17 protein-coding genes and 2 pseudogenes are annotated in these 15,041 nt (G+C 63.4%); 6 read left to right on the top strand and 13 right to left on the bottom strand.

The window, feature by feature from the left end:
* Positions 1-610: 610 nt before the first annotated feature.
* The 3 genes from IAI54_RS06655 to IAI54_RS06645 all read right to left on the bottom strand — a co-directional run bounded on the left by IAI54_RS06655 (position 611) and on the right by IAI54_RS06645 (position 2,134).
* A complete protein-coding gene (locus tag IAI54_RS06655; RefSeq protein ID WP_187971597.1) occupies positions 611-1,108 on the bottom strand; it encodes a DUF305 domain-containing protein in 498 nt (165 codons plus the stop codon).
* 1 nt (position 1,109) lies between these two features.
* Complete coding sequence (locus IAI54_RS06650) at positions 1,110-1,871, bottom strand: glutaredoxin family protein (protein WP_210321218.1); 762 nt, start codon at positions 1,869-1,871, stop codon at positions 1,110-1,112.
* Positions 1,872-1,939: 68 nt separating this feature from the next.
* Complete coding sequence (locus IAI54_RS06645) at positions 1,940-2,134, bottom strand: heavy-metal-associated domain-containing protein (RefSeq protein ID WP_187971596.1); 195 nt, start codon at positions 2,132-2,134, stop codon at positions 1,940-1,942.
* 157 nt (positions 2,135-2,291) lie between these two features.
* Between IAI54_RS06645 and IAI54_RS29260 the strand changes: the two are divergent.
* Both IAI54_RS29260 and IAI54_RS29255 read left to right on the top strand, forming a co-directional pair.
* Positions 2,292-2,654: pseudogene (locus IAI54_RS29260) on the top strand (copper ion binding protein); the annotation flags it as partial.
* Positions 2,655-2,876: 222 nt separating this feature from the next.
* A pseudogene (locus IAI54_RS29255) lies at positions 2,877-3,287 on the top strand (HAD-IC family P-type ATPase); the annotation flags it as partial.
* Here IAI54_RS29255 and IAI54_RS06635 read toward each other — a convergent pair.
* The 5 genes from IAI54_RS06635 to IAI54_RS06615 form a co-directional block, all read right to left on the bottom strand.
* Positions 3,278-3,733: a DUF411 domain-containing protein gene (locus IAI54_RS06635; RefSeq protein ID WP_187971594.1), complete on the bottom strand. Its 456-nt coding sequence runs from the start codon at positions 3,731-3,733 to the stop codon at positions 3,278-3,280. The pseudogene IAI54_RS29255 and the gene IAI54_RS06635 sit on opposite strands and share 10 nt — an antisense overlap.
* 179 nt (positions 3,734-3,912) lie before the next feature.
* Entirely contained in the window at positions 3,913-4,197 is a 285-nt protein-coding gene (locus IAI54_RS06630; RefSeq protein WP_187971593.1) for a copper-binding protein, read from the bottom strand.
* An 18-nt stretch (positions 4,198-4,215) separates the two neighbouring features.
* Positions 4,216-4,701: a cupredoxin domain-containing protein gene (locus IAI54_RS06625; RefSeq protein ID WP_187973055.1), complete on the bottom strand. Its 486-nt coding sequence runs from the start codon at positions 4,699-4,701 to the stop codon at positions 4,216-4,218.
* Positions 4,702-4,754: 53 nt separating this feature from the next.
* A complete protein-coding gene (locus tag IAI54_RS06620; RefSeq protein WP_187971592.1) occupies positions 4,755-6,116 on the bottom strand; it encodes a multicopper oxidase family protein in 1,362 nt (453 codons plus the stop codon).
* A 16-nt stretch (positions 6,117-6,132) separates the two neighbouring features.
* Positions 6,133-7,581, bottom strand: a complete 1,449-nt coding sequence (locus IAI54_RS06615; RefSeq protein WP_187971591.1) for a TolC family protein — start codon at positions 7,579-7,581, stop codon at positions 6,133-6,135.
* A gap of 490 nt (positions 7,582-8,071) precedes the next feature.
* Here IAI54_RS06615 and IAI54_RS06610 point away from each other — a divergent pair, with 490 nt between their 5' ends.
* On the top strand, positions 8,072-8,353 hold the full coding sequence (locus IAI54_RS06610) for a hypothetical protein (protein ID WP_187971590.1): 282 nt from the start codon (positions 8,072-8,074) through the stop codon (positions 8,351-8,353).
* A 30-nt stretch (positions 8,354-8,383) separates the two neighbouring features.
* Here IAI54_RS06610 and IAI54_RS06605 read toward each other — a convergent pair whose 3' ends face one another.
* Genes IAI54_RS06605 through IAI54_RS06590 form a run of 4 tightly spaced genes read right to left on the bottom strand, consistent with a single transcriptional unit; the run spans position 8,384 to position 12,569 of the window.
* A complete protein-coding gene (locus tag IAI54_RS06605; RefSeq protein WP_235679278.1) occupies positions 8,384-8,845 on the bottom strand; it encodes a hypothetical protein in 462 nt (153 codons plus the stop codon).
* Between the two features lie 28 nt (positions 8,846-8,873).
* On the bottom strand, positions 8,874-9,620 hold the full coding sequence (locus IAI54_RS06600; protein WP_235679277.1) for a formyl transferase: 747 nt from the start codon (positions 9,618-9,620) through the stop codon (positions 8,874-8,876).
* Positions 9,621-9,667: 47 nt separating this feature from the next.
* Positions 9,668-10,066 carry a Cu(I)-responsive transcriptional regulator gene (gene cueR, locus IAI54_RS06595; RefSeq protein ID WP_187971588.1) on the bottom strand — a complete coding sequence of 133 codons (399 nt, stop codon included), beginning with the start codon at positions 10,064-10,066 and terminating at the stop codon, positions 9,668-9,670.
* Positions 10,067-10,085: 19 nt separating this feature from the next.
* A complete protein-coding gene (locus IAI54_RS06590) occupies positions 10,086-12,569 on the bottom strand; it encodes a heavy metal translocating P-type ATPase (protein WP_187971587.1) in 2,484 nt (827 codons plus the stop codon).
* Positions 12,570-12,761: 192 nt separating this feature from the next.
* Here IAI54_RS06590 and copM point away from each other — a divergent pair, with 192 nt between their 5' ends.
* Genes copM through IAI54_RS06575 form a run of 3 tightly spaced genes read left to right on the top strand, consistent with a single transcriptional unit; the run spans position 12,762 to position 14,351 of the window.
* Positions 12,762-13,175: a CopM family metallochaperone gene (gene copM / locus IAI54_RS06585; RefSeq protein ID WP_187971586.1), complete on the top strand. Its 414-nt coding sequence runs from the start codon at positions 12,762-12,764 to the stop codon at positions 13,173-13,175.
* Between the two features lie 11 nt (positions 13,176-13,186).
* Positions 13,187-13,813 carry a class I SAM-dependent methyltransferase gene (locus IAI54_RS06580; RefSeq protein ID WP_187971585.1) on the top strand — a complete coding sequence of 209 codons (627 nt, stop codon included), beginning with the start codon at positions 13,187-13,189 and terminating at the stop codon, positions 13,811-13,813.
* 58 nt (positions 13,814-13,871) lie between these two features.
* Positions 13,872-14,351: a c-type cytochrome gene (locus IAI54_RS06575; RefSeq protein WP_187971584.1), complete on the top strand. Its 480-nt coding sequence runs from the start codon at positions 13,872-13,874 to the stop codon at positions 14,349-14,351.
* Here IAI54_RS06575 and IAI54_RS06570 read toward each other — a convergent pair.
* Complete coding sequence (locus tag IAI54_RS06570; protein ID WP_187971583.1) at positions 14,320-14,826, bottom strand: cytochrome b; 507 nt, start codon at positions 14,824-14,826, stop codon at positions 14,320-14,322. The two genes, IAI54_RS06575 and IAI54_RS06570, sit on opposite strands and share 32 nt — an antisense overlap.
* Positions 14,827-15,041 lie beyond the last annotated feature (215 nt).

Genomic DNA, 15,041 nt, shown 5'->3' with positions numbered 1-15,041 from the left:
TGCGCTTGGAGGCGCCTGCGCCGCCTGCTGCGCCCTTCCGCTCGCTGCAGGGGCAAGCATGCTGGCCGCCGCCGAAGGCGGAGCCTATCTGGGCGGCGCGGCCGGCCTTGCGGTTGCCGTCGGCGGAGGGGCATTCGCGTGGTATGCCCTGCGCCGCCGCGCTCCCGCCGCCGCCTCCATCCCCGCCGTGAGGGCATCCTCGTGCGGCTGCGCGCCATCGACCTCGAAGAAGGACTCGAAGGTCGAGGAAGCCATCGCCGGCACCCTGCAGGGTGACGACTTCCGCAGCCGTACCGCCTGGATCAGGAGCATCGCTGAGCGGCACCTGAGGAAGTCCATGCGGTCGCCGCTGACGCTCTACCTCGTCTATGCGAAGGAGGCCGCGGACGATGTCCGCGAGATGGTCCGCAAGGAACAGGACTGCTGCGCCTTCCTGCACTTTGACCTCTCGGTCGGCAAAGACGAGGTCCACCTGATGATCACCGCCCCGAGGCTGCCCGAGAGGCCGCCGACATGCTGTTCGACCACGCGACGCCGCGCCCGCGGCCTTCGCCGGCCCCGCAAACAACAGCTCTGGGTAGTTTCAGAGAATATGATCTGTGACCAACACCTAGCGCAGCCGCGATGCGATCGCCTCCATCTGGTCGATCTCTTCGCGCTGAGCCTCCGTGATCTCGTCACAGAGCGTCACGAGTTCCGGATCGGAAAGGCTGGCCTCCCGGCACATCAGGATCGCGCCGGAGTGATGCGGAATCATCGAGGCGATGAACTGGCGGTCGTCGATCAAGGCCTGCGCGCGCGTCGCCCAGAAGGAGCCTACCGTCAGGAGCGCGAAGGCGACGTAAAGCGCGACGTTCGCCTGTCGGTTCGGGAACATGCCGGGCATGGTCGCCAGCATGAAGATGCCCATCGGCGCCCACATGGTCACCGCCATGTAGAACATGTTCAGGTTGTTCCTGAAGTCGCCCGTGCCGTCTATCATCGTGAACATCACGACGTACATGACGACGAGCCCGAGGATCATGTTCACCCAGAACATTAGATACGGGCGGCCGTGGCCGCGGTTTTCGTGTTTCCGGTGATCGTGCTCCACTTCAATCTTCTCCATGTCAGTGCCCCAGGCCGGCGGGCTTGAGGATCATCCAGATGGCCATGCCGACCATCATCAGGTTTTCGGTCAGCGATACGAACCCGAGGGGAACGTTGCTGTCGCCGCCGACGCAGGCGCACTTCAGTTCGCGCTTGTCGACATAGACGGCCTTGAAGACCGATACCGCGCCGATGCCGCCGATGAAGAGCGCGACTGGGACCGATACCCACATCAACGCGCCGGAGACCATGAGCACGCCTGCCAGCCCCTCGGCGAAAGGGTAGACCCGTCCGTAGGGAACCCAGCGCTGCGCAAGCAGGTCGTAGTTGAGGAACATCGTCGCGAAGCCGTCGACGTCCTTCAGCTTCTGGAGTGCGAGCAGACACATGGCGAAGGCCACGAACCACTCGGCAGCAGCTACGGTAAAGAAGCTGCCGTACGCCGACCAACTGGCTGCCAGGGCCATGGCGAGCGCCATGCCGAAGAGCGCGATGACGGGTGTATAGGTGATTGCGTTCTTGGCCTTCACCTCCTTCCCGAGCCAAGCGCGCAGGTCGTCATAGCCTCCGACGCGGCGGCCACCGATGAAGGTCTGGGGCGTGGTGTCCACCTTGTGCTCCGCCTTGAAGGCGTCGGTCTCGGCGCGGGACGTCAGGTGATGGTCCTCGACCTCGAATCCTTCGCGCTTCAGGAGGTCGAGCGCCTTGAGCCCCCATGGGCAAGTGTGCTCCGGCGTGACCATCCGGTAGAGATCGGCCTTGCGTGCGGCAGCGGATGACATTCAGATATCCTTTCGTGTTGAAACCGTCCCGCCGCGACGATGGTTCCCGGCGGGGCGGCGGTCGGCGGTCACGCCGCTGACGCGGGATAGCCGGCGTTGGCGAGCGCCCTGGAGATGGAGTCGGTCGATGCGGAGGATTCGACTGTCACCGTCTTCGTGACGGGATCGGCGTCGACCCTCGCTTTCGGGTCGACGCTTTCGACGGCCTTTGTGACGCTCCGGGCGCAGCCGCCGCAGTTCATGTTCTCGATGTGGAATCGCATCCGGGTCTCCTTCGTGGTTTGAGCGGATGCGTCCTTCATCCGCCTTCCAGCCTCTGGAAGGTCAAGCAGCTTTTTTCATCGCCTTGCCCTTGACCCTCCAGAGGCTGGAAGGCCCATCTGTCGCGGCCGCAACGGAATCCGACCGGAAGGAACGTCGATGAACGCGCCGCTTCGCCTGACCGAGGACGTCAGAACTCATACCATCGCCATCGAGGGCATGACCTGCGCGTCTTGCGTCGGCCGCGTCGAACGGGCGTTGAAAGCCGTCGATGGGGTCGTCCAGGCCCGGGTGAACCTCGCCACCGAAACGGCGGAGGTCGAGGCAGCGCCGTCGGTCAGCAGCACCAAGTTGGTGCAGACCGTCGAAGAGGTCGGCTATGGCGTACCCTCTGCGACCGTCGAGCTTGCCGTGGGAGGCATGACCTGCGCGTCCTGCGTCAGCAGGGTCGAACGGGCGCTTGCTGCCGTCCCGGGCGTGACCACCGCCAGTGTGAACTTGGCGACGGAACGGGCGACGGTCACGGGCAGCGCGGACGCTGCCTCACTGCGGAAAGCGGTCGAGGACGTCGGCTACGACGCAAGGGTCATCGGGGCCGCGCCGGGCAGCGGTTCGGACGAGACGGAGGCCCGGCGCGATGTCGAAACCTCGGCGCTTCGCCGGGATCTCCTCGTCGCGGGAAGCCTGACCGCCCCGCTCTTTGTCCTGGAAATGGGTTCGCACCTCTTCCAGTCCGTCCATGACCTGAAGGTCGAACACGGGGCCGTCGCCTTCGTCGGCGACGGCATCAACGACGCGCCCGCGCTCGCCGAGGCCGATCTCGGGATCGCGATCGGCACGGGCACCGACATCGCCATCGAGGCGGCCGACGTCGTGCTGATGTCGGGAAGCCTGGAGGGCGTGCCTGCGGCTCTGGCGCTCTCGCGGGCCACGATCCGCAACATCCGCCAGAACCTGTTCTGGGCCTTCGCCTACAACGCGGCGCTGATCCCCGTGGCGGCAGGGGCGCTCTACCCGGCCTACGGTGTCCTGCTTTCACCCGCGCTGGCTGCGGGTGCTATGGCGCTTTCCAGCGTGTTTGTGCTCGGCAACGCACTGAGGCTCAGGGCGCATGGCCGCCCGGCGGGGGCGGTTTGGCTCCCGCCTCAGCGATAGCTGGCGTAGATTTCCGTCGAGCCGTCCCGCTTGAGAAGGAGCACGTCGTACGGATCGGCATCGGCCATGTCGCCCATGCCCGGCGAACCGTATGGCATGTCGGGAACAGTCAGCCCGATCGCATCCGGCCGCTCTTCGAGCAGGCGCTTGACCTCGCGCGCGGGCACATGGCCTTCGATGACGTAGCCGTCGATCGTTCCTGTGTGGCAGGATGTCTGGCCCGGCTTCAGTCCGGCTTCCACCTTGGCGGCGTTGAGGTCCGCCAGGGGCAGGTTTCTTTCGGCGACGGTGAAGCCCGCCTCCCGCATGTGATTGCCCCACGCTATGCAACATCCGCACGAAGCCGACTTCAGGACCTCGATCGATCCCGCGGCCCAGGCCGCCTGGCTGATCAGCGCCAGGGCCGTGAAGGCCGCGGCACGGGCCAGCCTGTTGAATGTCTTCATCGTCCGTCTCCTATCTGAAGAACACGTATTTCACGAGAGCGGCGATCACGAGCGCGGTGACCACGAGGCCGACGAGGCCCCACAGTCCCATGCCCCACATCATGCCGCCATCCATTCCGTTCTCCATCATTGGTTCACCTCCGAGACGGGCGCGGGCGTCGCAGCCCGCGCCTGACATCCTACCTGATGTCGGTGACCGTGATGCGGCCGTTGACCCGATCCGCGGTGAACTCGATCTTCTGGCCCACCTCGACCTCCTCGATCATCGAATCCTCGGCCACCACGAAGACCATCGTCATCGCGGGCATGTCGAGGTTCGCGAGTTCGCCGTGCTTGATGGTAAGCTTCTTCTGCGCGGCGTCGATCTTCGTAACCTCGCCGGATGTATATTCCTGGGCAGAGGCCCCGCCAGCCAGCCCTAGGGCAGTGCTTAGCACAAGCGCGTATCTCGTGATGGTTTTCATGGTTCTTCCTTTCTTCAGTTAATCTTGGACGACCTCGATGTTGCCTTTCATCCCGGATTCGTAGTGTCCCGGGATCAAGCAGGCAAACACGAAGTCCCCGGCATTTGAGAACGTCCAAACGATCTCCCCGCTCTCGCCAGGGGCCAATCGAATCGAGTTCGCGTCGTCATGTTCCATATCGGGAAACCTGGCCATGACGGCCTTGTGCTCCAATACGGTGGGTTCTTCGTCCATGACGTATTCGTGGTCAGCTTCGCCCTTGTTCGTGAAGCGCAGGCGAATGGTCTCTCCCGCCTTGACCTTGATGGTCGCAGGCTCGAAGAGCATTGCGCCATCCTCCTTTTCAGCCATCGTGATGGATACTGTGCGCTTTACTTTTCCTTTCTGGCCGGGCTCGCCGATTGCCATCTTTTCAGTCTCGTGGCCGCCGGAGTGCGCTCCTGCGGCATAGGCTGGGGCGAGACCGATCGTCAGAATGATTGCTAGAGTTACTGCAAGTTTCATGGGCTCTTTCTCTGTTGTTGCTGGTTGAAAGGATTTGAGGAGTTTGGTGTAGATCACCCCCCCTGTTCGTGAGCGCCGTGCTTCAATGCCGGAGCCATCGTTCTTGCGTCGTCCGAGGTTGCTGACGGCGGTGTCTCTCCAGACCATTCGTAGGCGACCGTGCCCGCGGGGTGCTGATACCAGCCCGGATCGTTGTAATTGTTCGCTGCGAGCCCCTGCCGTACCTTGACCACCGAGAACATCGAGCCCATTTCGATTGGCCCGTACTGCCCCCACCCGGTCATCATCGGGATCGTGTTGTCGGGAAGCGCCATCTCCATTTCACCCATGTCCGCCATGCCACGGTTGCCCATCGCCATATACTCTGGCTGAACCCGCCTGATTTTCTTCGTGACCTCGGTCTTGTCCGCGCCGATGAAGGTCGGGACGTCATGGCCCATGGCGTTCATCGTATGGTGCGACTTGTGACAATGGATTGCCCAGTCGCCCTCGTATTTTGCGTCGAACTCGTAGGCGCGCATCGCGCCGACCGGAATGTCGATCGAGACTTCCGGCCAACGCGCTTCGGGACGCGTCCATCCGCCATCGGTGCAGGTCACTTCGAAGTCGTATCCGTGCATATGAATCGGGTGATTGGTCATGGTAAGGTTTCCCACCCTGACGCGAACCCTGTCGTTCTTGGAAACCACAAGCGGGCTGATCGCCGGAAAGAGCCGGCTGTTCCAGCACCATAGATTGAAGTCGGTCATCGTCATGACCTTTGGAACGTAGGATCCGGGTTCGATATCGTAGGCATTCAGGAGAAAGACGAAATCGCGGTCGACCCGATGCAGCTTCGGGTCCTTGGGATGGATGACGAAGAAACCCATCATGCCCATCGCCATCTGGACCATCTCGTCGGCGTGCGGGTGATACATGAAGGTCCCGCTCTTCACGAGATCGAACTCATAGACAAAGGTCTTGCCGGGCTGAATGTGGGGCTGCGTCAATCCCCCAACCCCGTCCATTCCGTTCGGCAGGATCATTCCATGCCAGTGGATGGTGGTGTGTTCGGGAAGCTTGTTGGTGACGAAAATGCGCACCCGGTCTCCTTCCACCGCCTCTATCGTCGGTCCGGGCGACTGTCCGTTGTAGCCCCAGAGGTATGCCGTCATGCCAGGAGCCAGTTCGCGTTCGACAGGCTCGGCGACGAGATGGAATTCCTTCACGCCGTTGACGACCCGATGGGGCGCTGTCCAACCGTTCAACGTGACGACTGGCTGATAATCCGGCCCACTGGACGGAAAGATCGGCGGCTGCATGTCCGGCGATTCCATCACGGGCGCGTCCGGCAGTCCCATGGCCGAAGTCTTCGACCATGCGGCGGCGCTCGCCAGGAACGCGCCGCCTCCGAGGATCTGTCTCCTGGTAATCATTGTCTCGTTCTCCTGGTCAGTGGCCGCCGCCATCTTCGGCGGCCGCGGTCTCGGCGCCGCCTCCGGAGGGAGCGCTGCCGCCCCCGCCATGGACTGCGGTGCCGAGGTTGACGTCGGCCAGCCAGAACTGGCGCTTGGCGTTGAGGGAAAGCATGATCGAGTTCACCTTCGCCCGCGTGTCGGCGAGGAGTTCAAAGGTATTGGTGATCATGCCGTTGTAAGTGAGGACGGACTCCTCCTCGATCGTCGTGCGGAGCGGAACCACGTTGGCACGGTAGTGCCGTGCGATGTCGTGCGTGGAGCGGTAGCCGTCATACGCGCTGCGGGCTTCGGAGCGGACGTTGACCGCGCGCTCGGCCAGCAGGTTGGCGGCCTGCATGTAGGCCAGTTCCGCCTTGCGCATGCGGGCCTGCCCGCTGTCGAAGATCGGAATGACGAACTCAAGTTCGGCGTTCAGCAAGACCTTCGTCTCGGTGCCGCCGTCCTCGGTTTCCTCACGTTCGATCTCGGCCCCGGTCACGAGTTCGAGGTCCGACACGTAGCGGGTCGCCTCGGTGAGCCCGTAGGAGAGCGCGAGCGCCTCCAGTTCGAGCTTCGCGACCTCCAGGTCCACACGGTTCCTGAGTGCCTGCGCCTCGATGTCCTTGCGCGCCAGCGGGTTGGCGGGAAGCGATGGAAGTGCGTTGGGCACCTGGTAGTCAACGTCGAAACCCCACAGGCCCATCAAGCGCGTCAGCGTCTCCTTGGCCATCCGTGCCTGCAATCGGGCTTCGGCCGTCTGACCCGCAAGCTCGGCATAGAAGACGTGCTCGCGGGCCTGCCCGGTCTTCGTGAAAGCTCCCGTCTGTCCGAGCTTCTCTGCCAGCGTCGACGCGGCGTCGGCGGCCGCCTGGGCTCGGTTGAGGTAAGCGACCCGTTCCCAGGCTGCTACGGCATCGATCCAGGCCCGCCGTGTGTCCGCGGCGAGCCGCAGCGTCGCCTCGGCGGCACGCAGCTGCGCCTGTCTGAAGCGGGCGTCCACGACCGCCATGCGGCGGGGCCTTGTCGCCAGCGCGAGGATGTTCGAGACGACGGCGGTTTCCACCGTGCGTCCAGCGTTGATCCCCATGATGCCGACCGAGACGCGCGGATTGACCAGCAGAGATTCCTGCCAGAGTTCGACCGAAGACATGCCGACGTCAGCGTAAGCGGCCTGCAGCCCCTTGTTGTTGAGGAGGGCGACCTGAACCGCTAGGTCCGGTCCGAGCGTCTTTCCTCTGACCAGCCCGGTCACCCGCTCCGCCAGGGCGCGCGCCTCGCCGCTTGACTGGACCCATACGGTCGCCTTGCCCGTCACGGAAGCAGTCTTGGCCGAAACGGTCTGGAAGCCGGCGAGCGGATCGTCGAGGCCGTCGGCGGTGGTGACGCAGGCAGAGACGAAGAGGGGCGCCGCGAGCGCGGCGATACTACGTACCGCGTGCTTCATGAGCCGGCCCCTCGGTTCGCTGGCGACAGGTTGTCGTTCAGCCGCCGCCAGTTCTCTGGACCGGTCGGAAGTCTCGGGTGGAAGTCGCCGAGAACCGGGGAATACCGGGCATCCCGCAACCCCATGACCGGGTCGGCAGGATTGAATCCGGGCAGCGGGTCAGGCGGCAAAGACGCCGCGCAGCCTGCCGCGAAGAGCGACGCCGCAAGCGTCGCGATAGCTGGAATTCGCATGTTGAACCTTGGAACTGACAGGGAAGGATGGCCCGCGCGCGGACGCACGGGTGCCTCAGCGCCACACGGCGCTCCGGGTCAGGTCAGGTTCGGGGAGGACGAATAAGCCCGTGCGTCTCGCCTGGCGTCAAAGCACCGGATGCGACACGGCCGAATGCTCCGGCGGGCGGATGAGAAAGATCGGACGAGCAGGGCGGCACTCCGGTCGCGGGCATGCAGTGCATGTCGCAGCAGAGATCTGCGGTCGACGCGCCTCCATGATGGCTCGCGTCGATTGCGGAAGATGGCTGCTCAACGGCATGATCGCCGTGAGCGGCCTCGTGATCGTGAACTTCGATCTGTTGAAGCGTTTCGGCCTGAGCGGGATGCATCGCCGACTTGGCCATCGCGACCATGCCGGGCTGAAGCGAGGCAACGACAAGCATGGCGACGGCGAAAAGGGCACGCACGAGGGCACCCTTTATCCTTCCGTGTCTGCCCAAATCCTTCATATCCGCACTACCGCCATATCCGGTAGCCGCAAGTCAAGAGTTGGCTGACAAAGTGATCGCGAACATGACCAAACGTGATCATCGGCCGTTCAACTCCGAAGCGCCTCCCAGGTGACGTCGTGTAAGCCAAAGAACGACTGGGGGAATCGCGATCCATTGGAGGAGCGGGCTCAGGCCCGTCCCGAATGGCGGCACGAGCGGCATCAGATCCGAGTAGGTCCAGCGGTAGACAATCTCGGTGTAGTAGAATTCGAAGCCGACGGTCAGCGCGATCCCCGTTGCGAGGAAGACGAGGACCGGAAGCGCGACCTGGTCGCCGATCCAGTGACGCGTCCTCGCAACGAGACTGGCAGTCCAGAACGCGGTCAGGGCGAAGCCGACATCGCCGATCGTCGCGGCTGTGCACAACTTGATACCCTGCCAGTGTGCCATTTCCGCCATGCCCGCATAAGTCGGCACCTGCAGGAACTCCCACACAAAGTGCAGCAGGAAGGAAAACAGGGCCACCGGAATTTCCGGCAGCGCAGGGTGGTCACTCAAGAGCATCCTTCGGTGGGACGAATCCATTTCACCACACCCCTTTAGACATGCCAGTTCGCAAATATTGCCAGAGCGAAGGGTGATACCATTGTCGGGAAATGGCCTCGGATTGCACGTTCGAAACCAAAGGACGGGTCGTGGCGAGGATCAGTGCGTCGACGCACATCTGTCGCGAGGCCGCTGCCTGTGTATAAGCGTAAGTCATGATCGTGTCGCCATCGCGGGGAGCGCATCGCACCTGGGCGATCACCGGGCCGGTATCAACGCCCGGGTCCACAAGGTGCACCGTCGAGCCGAAATTGCCTCCGTCGCCTGTGGCCAGTGCCCAATAGCCGCCATTCATACCCCGATACTGGGGAGTGATCCCGGCATGGTAGTTCAACACCGGACAACTGATGCGTGCGAGTGTTTTCGCAGCCATCATTCGGCACCCGACAAGCAGGATAGCGGCCGGCTTGATGTCATCGAGGATGCTCAGGAAGGCGTCGGAATTGACGGAGCCGAGTTTGACCATCTGCTGATCTGGCGACGGCGATGTCATCAGGCCATCCGATGCGATAATTCGCCTGATGCGACCCGCTAGAACCAGCTTGCCGGCCCTGATGACCATCATCGTCGCGAACTGGCCAAGCACTGCGACCCAGCCGAGGCGACGCGCGCGGCGCCGAAGGAACGCCATGCGGCCCTCCGGCTCCTCAACGACGACCTTAAGGTTGGGAAAGGTCTGTTTCAGCGCATTGATGATAATCCATGGATGCGGGCCACCGGCCGTCACGACGCATATCGCACCCGCATTTACAGTTTGTCCGGCCACCATAGTTGCTACTGAACCAGGCTTCTGCCCGAAAGTCCCTCGATGATCGGGCACTCAGGTCGGTCGTCTCCATGGCAGTTAGCCACCAGATGTCTGAGCATGTTGCGCAGCCCCTGCAACTCCACGATCTTGCGCTCGATCTCGCCGAGCTTTGCGGTGGCGATCGCCTTCACTTCGGCGCTTTCGCGGGCCGTGTCGCCGTAAAGAGATAACAGCTGACGGCATTCCTCGACAGAAAAGCCCAGGCTGCGCGAGCGCTGTAGAAAGCGCAGGCGGTGCACGTCCTCATTTGAGTAATCACGATAGCCGTTGTCGCGGCGATCGGGCGATATGAGCCCGATGTCCTCGTAGTAGCGGATCGTCTTGGCAGGGAGGCCGGACTTCTCTGAAACGGAACCAATGTTCATGGGACTATCTCCTCTTCGCTCAGCCAAGCCGCACGGTACGCAGCCTCAGCGCGTTGGCGATGACGGACACCGATGAGAGGCTCATCGCGGCTGCAGCGATCATGGGCGACAGCAGAGTGCCGAATACAGGATAAAGCACGCCCGCAGCCACCGGCACGCCCAGCGCATTGTAGACGAAGGCAAAGAACAGGTTCTCCTTGATGTTGCGGATCGTGGCTTGAGACAGGGTGCGCGCCCGCACGATGCCGTTGAGGTCGCCCTTTACCAGGGTAATGCCCGCGCTCTCGACCGCGACGTCCGCGCCCGTGCCCATGGCAATGCCGACATCGGCCTCCACGAGCGCCGGCGCGTCGTTTACACCGTCGCCGGCCATTGCGACCTTCGCTCCCTGGGCCCGTAGTTCCTCGATGAATTTTTGCTTGCCATCCGGAAGCATGTCGGCGCGAACCTCATCGATGCCGAGCTTCTCCGCTACGGCCCTTGCAGTCCGTTCATCGTCGCCGGTGGCCATGATGATGCGCAGGCCCGTTTCGTGCAGGGCGCGGATCGCCTGCGCGGTCGTTGCCTTGACCGGATCGGCGACAGCGACGAAGCCGGCGATCGATCCGTCGATAGCGACGAACATCGCCGTCTTGCCTTCGGCGCGCAGGGCGTCGGCCTGTTCGGCAAGGCGGTCGATGCCGACGCCAAGCTCTGCCATCATGGCAGCATTCCCCAGCGCTACCTTGCGGCCCTCCACGATTCCGCTGACGCCCTTGCCCGTGACCGCTTCGAACTCGGATGCTGTCTGCACCGCCGCACCGCGTTCCGCAGCGCCTTCGACGATCGCCTCGGCCAGCGGATGTTCCGAACCGCGTTCCAGTGAGGCTGCAAGCGAAAGAAGCTGTCCGGCATCGAAGCCTTCGGCCGGAACGACGTCTGTCAGTCTCGGACGGCCTTCCGTCAGCGTGCCCGTTTTGTCGACGATGAGCGTGTCGACGCTGGAGAAGCGCTCCAGCGCCTCCGCGTCCTTGATCAGGACGCCCGCCTGGGCACCGCGTCCGGTCGCGGTCATGATGGACATCGGCGTGGCGAGCCCGAGAGCACAGGGACAGGCAATGATGAGGACGGACACGGCAGACACGATCGCAAAGACCATGCTGGGCTCGGGTCCGAATAGTGCCCAGGCGACGAAGGCGAGGATGGCGACCAGAACCACGGTTGGGACGAAGTAGTAGGAGACGCGATCGGCGAGCCCCTGAATGGGAGCGCGGGATCGCTGGGCCTTGGCAACCATCTCGACGATCCGCGACAGCATGGTCTCCGACCCGACGCGCTCAGCGGTGATGACGAGCGTTCCGTTGCGATTGAGCGTTCCTCCGGTCACCGCGTCGCCTGGCGTCTTCTCGACAGGGACTGGTTCACCTGTGATCATGGATTCGTCGATTGACGTGCGGCCCTCGACGACGATGCCGTCGACGGGAACGCTGTCGCCAGGACGAACGCGCAGACGGTCACCCTGCTTGACCTCGTCCAGCGGCACGTCGGCTTCCGAGCCGTCTGCTGCGATCCGGCGCGCAGTCTTCGGCGCGAGGTCGAGTAGGGCGCGGATCGCAGACCCGGTCCGTTCGCGCGCCTGCAGTTCCAGCACCTGGCCGAGAAAGACCAGCGCGACGATGACCGCTGCTGCCTCGAAATAGACCGGGACCGACCCGCCGTGGCCCCGGAACTGATGCGGAAAGAGATCAGGGAAGAAGGTGGCGACCACGCTGTAGAGATAGGCGGTGCCGACGCCGATCGAGATCAGCGTCCACATGTTCGGGCTGCGGTTGACGAAGGATTCGTAACCACGGCGGAAGAAGGGGATCGCAGCCCACAGCACCACGGGGGTCGCAAGTGCGAGTTCAAGCCATGTTGCCAGCGGATCGCCGACCCACTCTCGTACGGCCAGGCCGACCATTGGACCCATGGCGATGACGAGCAGCGGCAATGAGAGGATGCCGGAAACCCAGAGTCTGCGCGTGAAGTCGACCAGTTCCGGGTTAGGACCTTCGTCGCCCGTCGGTACCCCCATCGGTTCGAGCGCCATGCCGCAGATCGGGCAGGAGCCGGGCTTGTCGCGCACGATCTCCGGGTGCATCGGGCAAGTATATTGGGTGCCCTTCGGCACCGGCGCCGGGGTGGGCCGATCGCCGAGATATCGCCCTGGATCGGCCTCGAACTTGCTCTTGCAGCCCGCGGAACAGAAGTAGAACTTGTCCCCTTCGTGGCGGTGGAAGTGTCTCGCGGACGCGCGGTCCACGTCCATGCCGCAGACTGGATCGGTAGCGGACAGGTAGGATTCAGTTTCGGCCATGAACTTGGCGCGGCAGCCAGCGCTGCAGAAGTGAAGCATGCGTCCACGGTGCTCGGCGCGGGGCTTGCCTGCCTCCGGGGCGACGGTCATCCCGCATACAGGGTCGCGCACAATCTCCCCTTCGGCGTCCTTCGCCGGTGCGTGATGGGGATGATCATGAGAGGGCATCGTCGTGGACTCCGGTTCGGGATGGCGTATCGTTCGCACCTCCAGTTACTGGAAGGTCAAGCACTTTCTTGCGCTTGACCTTCCACCAGGTGGAAGGCGGATATTGGACACATGCCGTTCCTATGGACGGAGTTCCCGGCCCGCCGCGCGTGTTCGCCGACGGTCCCCGGCAAGATGTCGAAGGAGCTTACCATGAAGACGTTGAAGACGATCGCGGCGGCAGCCGCGCTGACTACGGTGGCAGCAGTCGCCTGGGCGCAGATGAACCATGGTGCCCATGGCGGCGGCATGATGATGAACATGGACCAGATGCAGTCCATGATGGAATCGATGATGCCCGCCGAGGGCGACTCCGAATCCACCAAAGCCTACAAGCAGGCCGACATGGACATGATGCAGGGCATGGCCGTCGAATATACGGGCAACGCAGACGTCGACTTCCGTCTCAAGATGATCCCCCATCACCAGGGCGCGATCGACATGGCGAAGGTCGCACTCGAACATGGCACTGATCCCGATACAAAACTCTTGGCGGGGGCGATCATCGCCGCGCAGGAACGCGAGATCGCGGAGATGCAGGCCTGGCTGGAGAAGAACCGCAAATAGGAGGACTCGGTGTGAACGCCAGCGATCCCGTCGACCGCCGACATTGGGACGAGGCCTATGTCCAGAAAGGCGAGGCCGGCGTCAGCTGGTTCGAGGAGACGCCGACGGTCTCGCTGGATCTGATCAAGGCCGTGCCGGGACCGAAGGATTCATTGATCGACGTGGGTGGCGGGGCGTCACGCCTCGTCGCCCATGCTCTTCGGCTGGGGTTCGGGCACGTCGCGGTGCTCGACCTGTCGGGGGAGGCGATTGCCCGGTCCCAGGCTGCGATGGGCAGCGAGGCCGATTGCGTCGAGTGGATCGTTGCCGACGTGACGACCTGGAAGGCCCGACGGCGATATGACGTCTGGCATGACCGCGCTGCCTTCCACTTCCTCACCGACATGGCGGACCGCGCCGCCTATGTCGAGACGCTCGACGCTGCGCTTTCAGATACCGGACACGCAATCATTGCGACCTTCGCCCTTGACGGCCCGGAACGCTGCAGCGGGCTGCGAGTGCAACGCTACAGCCCTGAAGCCCTTTCCGAGACGCTGGGGCCACGGTTCAGGCTCGTGAACGGTTTGCGTCATGAGCATCAGACCCCCTGGGGGTGGACGCAGGCGTTCCAGTTCAGCGTGCTGGCGAGGGCGCCTTGACCTTCTCGGGCGACAGAAGCGCTGCATACTGGAGCACGAGCGATCCTGGATGCGTCGAATGAGGCTCCGTGCCGTCGGATTGATCGCTGCGGGTTTGGCGATCGCTGTCGCTCTTGGCGTGTGGTGGATGGCCCGATCCTCGCCACCCGGTATCCTGAAGCCGGACGATGCCTCGGTCGTTGCCACGGGTTCGAAGCTGTACGGCATTCACTGCGCATCGTGTCACGGCGCATCGCTGGAGGGTCAGGCAGAGGACTGGCAGCGCCGCGACGCGGAAGGATTCGCTCTCGCACCACCACACGACGCCACCGGGCACACCTGGCATCACCCCGATCGCCTTCTGTTTGACATCACGAAGGTTGGCGTGGGGGCCGCGGCGAACTTGCCTGACTACGAGACGCGGATGCCTGCGTTCGATGGGGTGTTGGACGACCACGAGATCATCGCCGTGCTTTCCTTCATCAAGGCGCAATGGCCAGATGTAATCCGTCGACGCCACGGCCTCCTCAACGAACGGGACGCTGAAGCTCGCCGCTGATCGTTCGCGTCCGCAAAGGCAGCATCCGGCCGACCACGCCGTCGCGCCGAAAGCCATGCCAGGCAGCAGCCGTCACGTGCAGAGCGATCAGAACGAGGGTGACGTTCCAGATCGCCCGGTGGACACCCGCGGCCGGCCCCCAGAGATACGAGGCGATCAACCCCGTCGCGGCCTGTGCGGCCAGGGAGGCGTAAATGCCCCAGTGAACCGCGAGTGCTGCCAGCTCCATCGGAGTTCGGCGAGCCTGTGAGCGGTCTGTGCTCCGCGACAACCGCAGCGCAATCCGGACGAGGACGAGACAACCGATCGCCATCCCATTGTAGTTGTGGACCATATGCAGAAGCAGGTCAGAGGGCGATGGGGGAAGCAGCGGATTGTGGGTGCGTGGGATAGCGCCAGACGTTGCCCACTGGGCGGCGATCATCGCGACGACTGCCCAGTGAACGCCAATCTGAAGTTTCGAGTATCCGGTCATCGGTTGAGCCTCATGTTGGCAGACGAAATTGCCATGAACGCCTTGCGGAGCGGTAAACCGATTGCAGGACACCCGAGTAGTCAGTTTGGACTGGGAGAGCGCATCACTCCTCCTTCCTCCCAGCACCTGTCTCGTCCAATTCCGTAGTATTGGCGCGATCGTTCAATACGATCTTCCCCTGATGGCCGAACCTTCGCCGATCAACGGAGGTCCAG

Source organism: Aquibium microcysteis, from assembly GCF_014495845.1.
GTDB lineage: Bacteria > Pseudomonadota > Alphaproteobacteria > Rhizobiales > Rhizobiaceae > Aquibium > Aquibium microcysteis.
The sequence above is the reverse complement of the archived record's forward strand: the minus strand, read 5'-3'. Positions and strand labels throughout refer to the sequence as shown.

Bases quoted from the DNA above. Each gene is read 5' to 3' on its own strand.
- IAI54_RS06655 (WP_187971597.1), bottom strand. From the start codon at position 1,108: ATGGAGAAGATTGAAGTGGAGCACGATCACCGGAAACACGAAAACCGC.
- IAI54_RS06650 (WP_210321218.1), bottom strand. From the start codon at position 1,871: ATGTCATCCGCTGCCGCACGCAAGGCCGATCTCTACCGGATGGTCACG.
- IAI54_RS06645 (WP_187971596.1), bottom strand. From the start codon at position 2,134: ATGCGATTCCACATCGAGAACATGAACTGCGGCGGCTGCGCCCGGAGC.
- IAI54_RS06635 (WP_187971594.1), bottom strand. From the start codon at position 3,733: ATGAAGACATTCAACAGGCTGGCCCGTGCCGCGGCCTTCACGGCCCTG.
- IAI54_RS06630 (WP_187971593.1), bottom strand. From the start codon at position 4,197: ATGAAAACCATCACGAGATACGCGCTTGTGCTAAGCACTGCCCTAGGG.
- IAI54_RS06625 (WP_187973055.1), bottom strand. From the start codon at position 4,701: ATGAAACTTGCAGTAACTCTAGCAATCATTCTGACGATCGGTCTCGCC.
- IAI54_RS06620 (WP_187971592.1), bottom strand. From the start codon at position 6,116: ATGATTACCAGGAGACAGATCCTCGGAGGCGGCGCGTTCCTGGCGAGC.
- IAI54_RS06615 (WP_187971591.1), bottom strand. From the start codon at position 7,581: ATGAAGCACGCGGTACGTAGTATCGCCGCGCTCGCGGCGCCCCTCTTC.
- IAI54_RS06610 (WP_187971590.1), top strand. From the start codon at position 8,072: ATGATGGCTCGCGTCGATTGCGGAAGATGGCTGCTCAACGGCATGATC.
- cueR (WP_187971588.1), bottom strand. From the start codon at position 10,066: ATGAACATTGGTTCCGTTTCAGAGAAGTCCGGCCTCCCTGCCAAGACG.
- IAI54_RS06590 (WP_187971587.1), bottom strand. From the start codon at position 12,569: ATGCCCTCTCATGATCATCCCCATCACGCACCGGCGAAGGACGCCGAA.
- copM (WP_187971586.1), top strand. From the start codon at position 12,762: ATGAAGACGTTGAAGACGATCGCGGCGGCAGCCGCGCTGACTACGGTG.
- IAI54_RS06575 (WP_187971584.1), top strand. From the start codon at position 13,872: ATGAGGCTCCGTGCCGTCGGATTGATCGCTGCGGGTTTGGCGATCGCT.
- IAI54_RS06570 (WP_187971583.1), bottom strand. From the start codon at position 14,826: ATGACCGGATACTCGAAACTTCAGATTGGCGTTCACTGGGCAGTCGTC.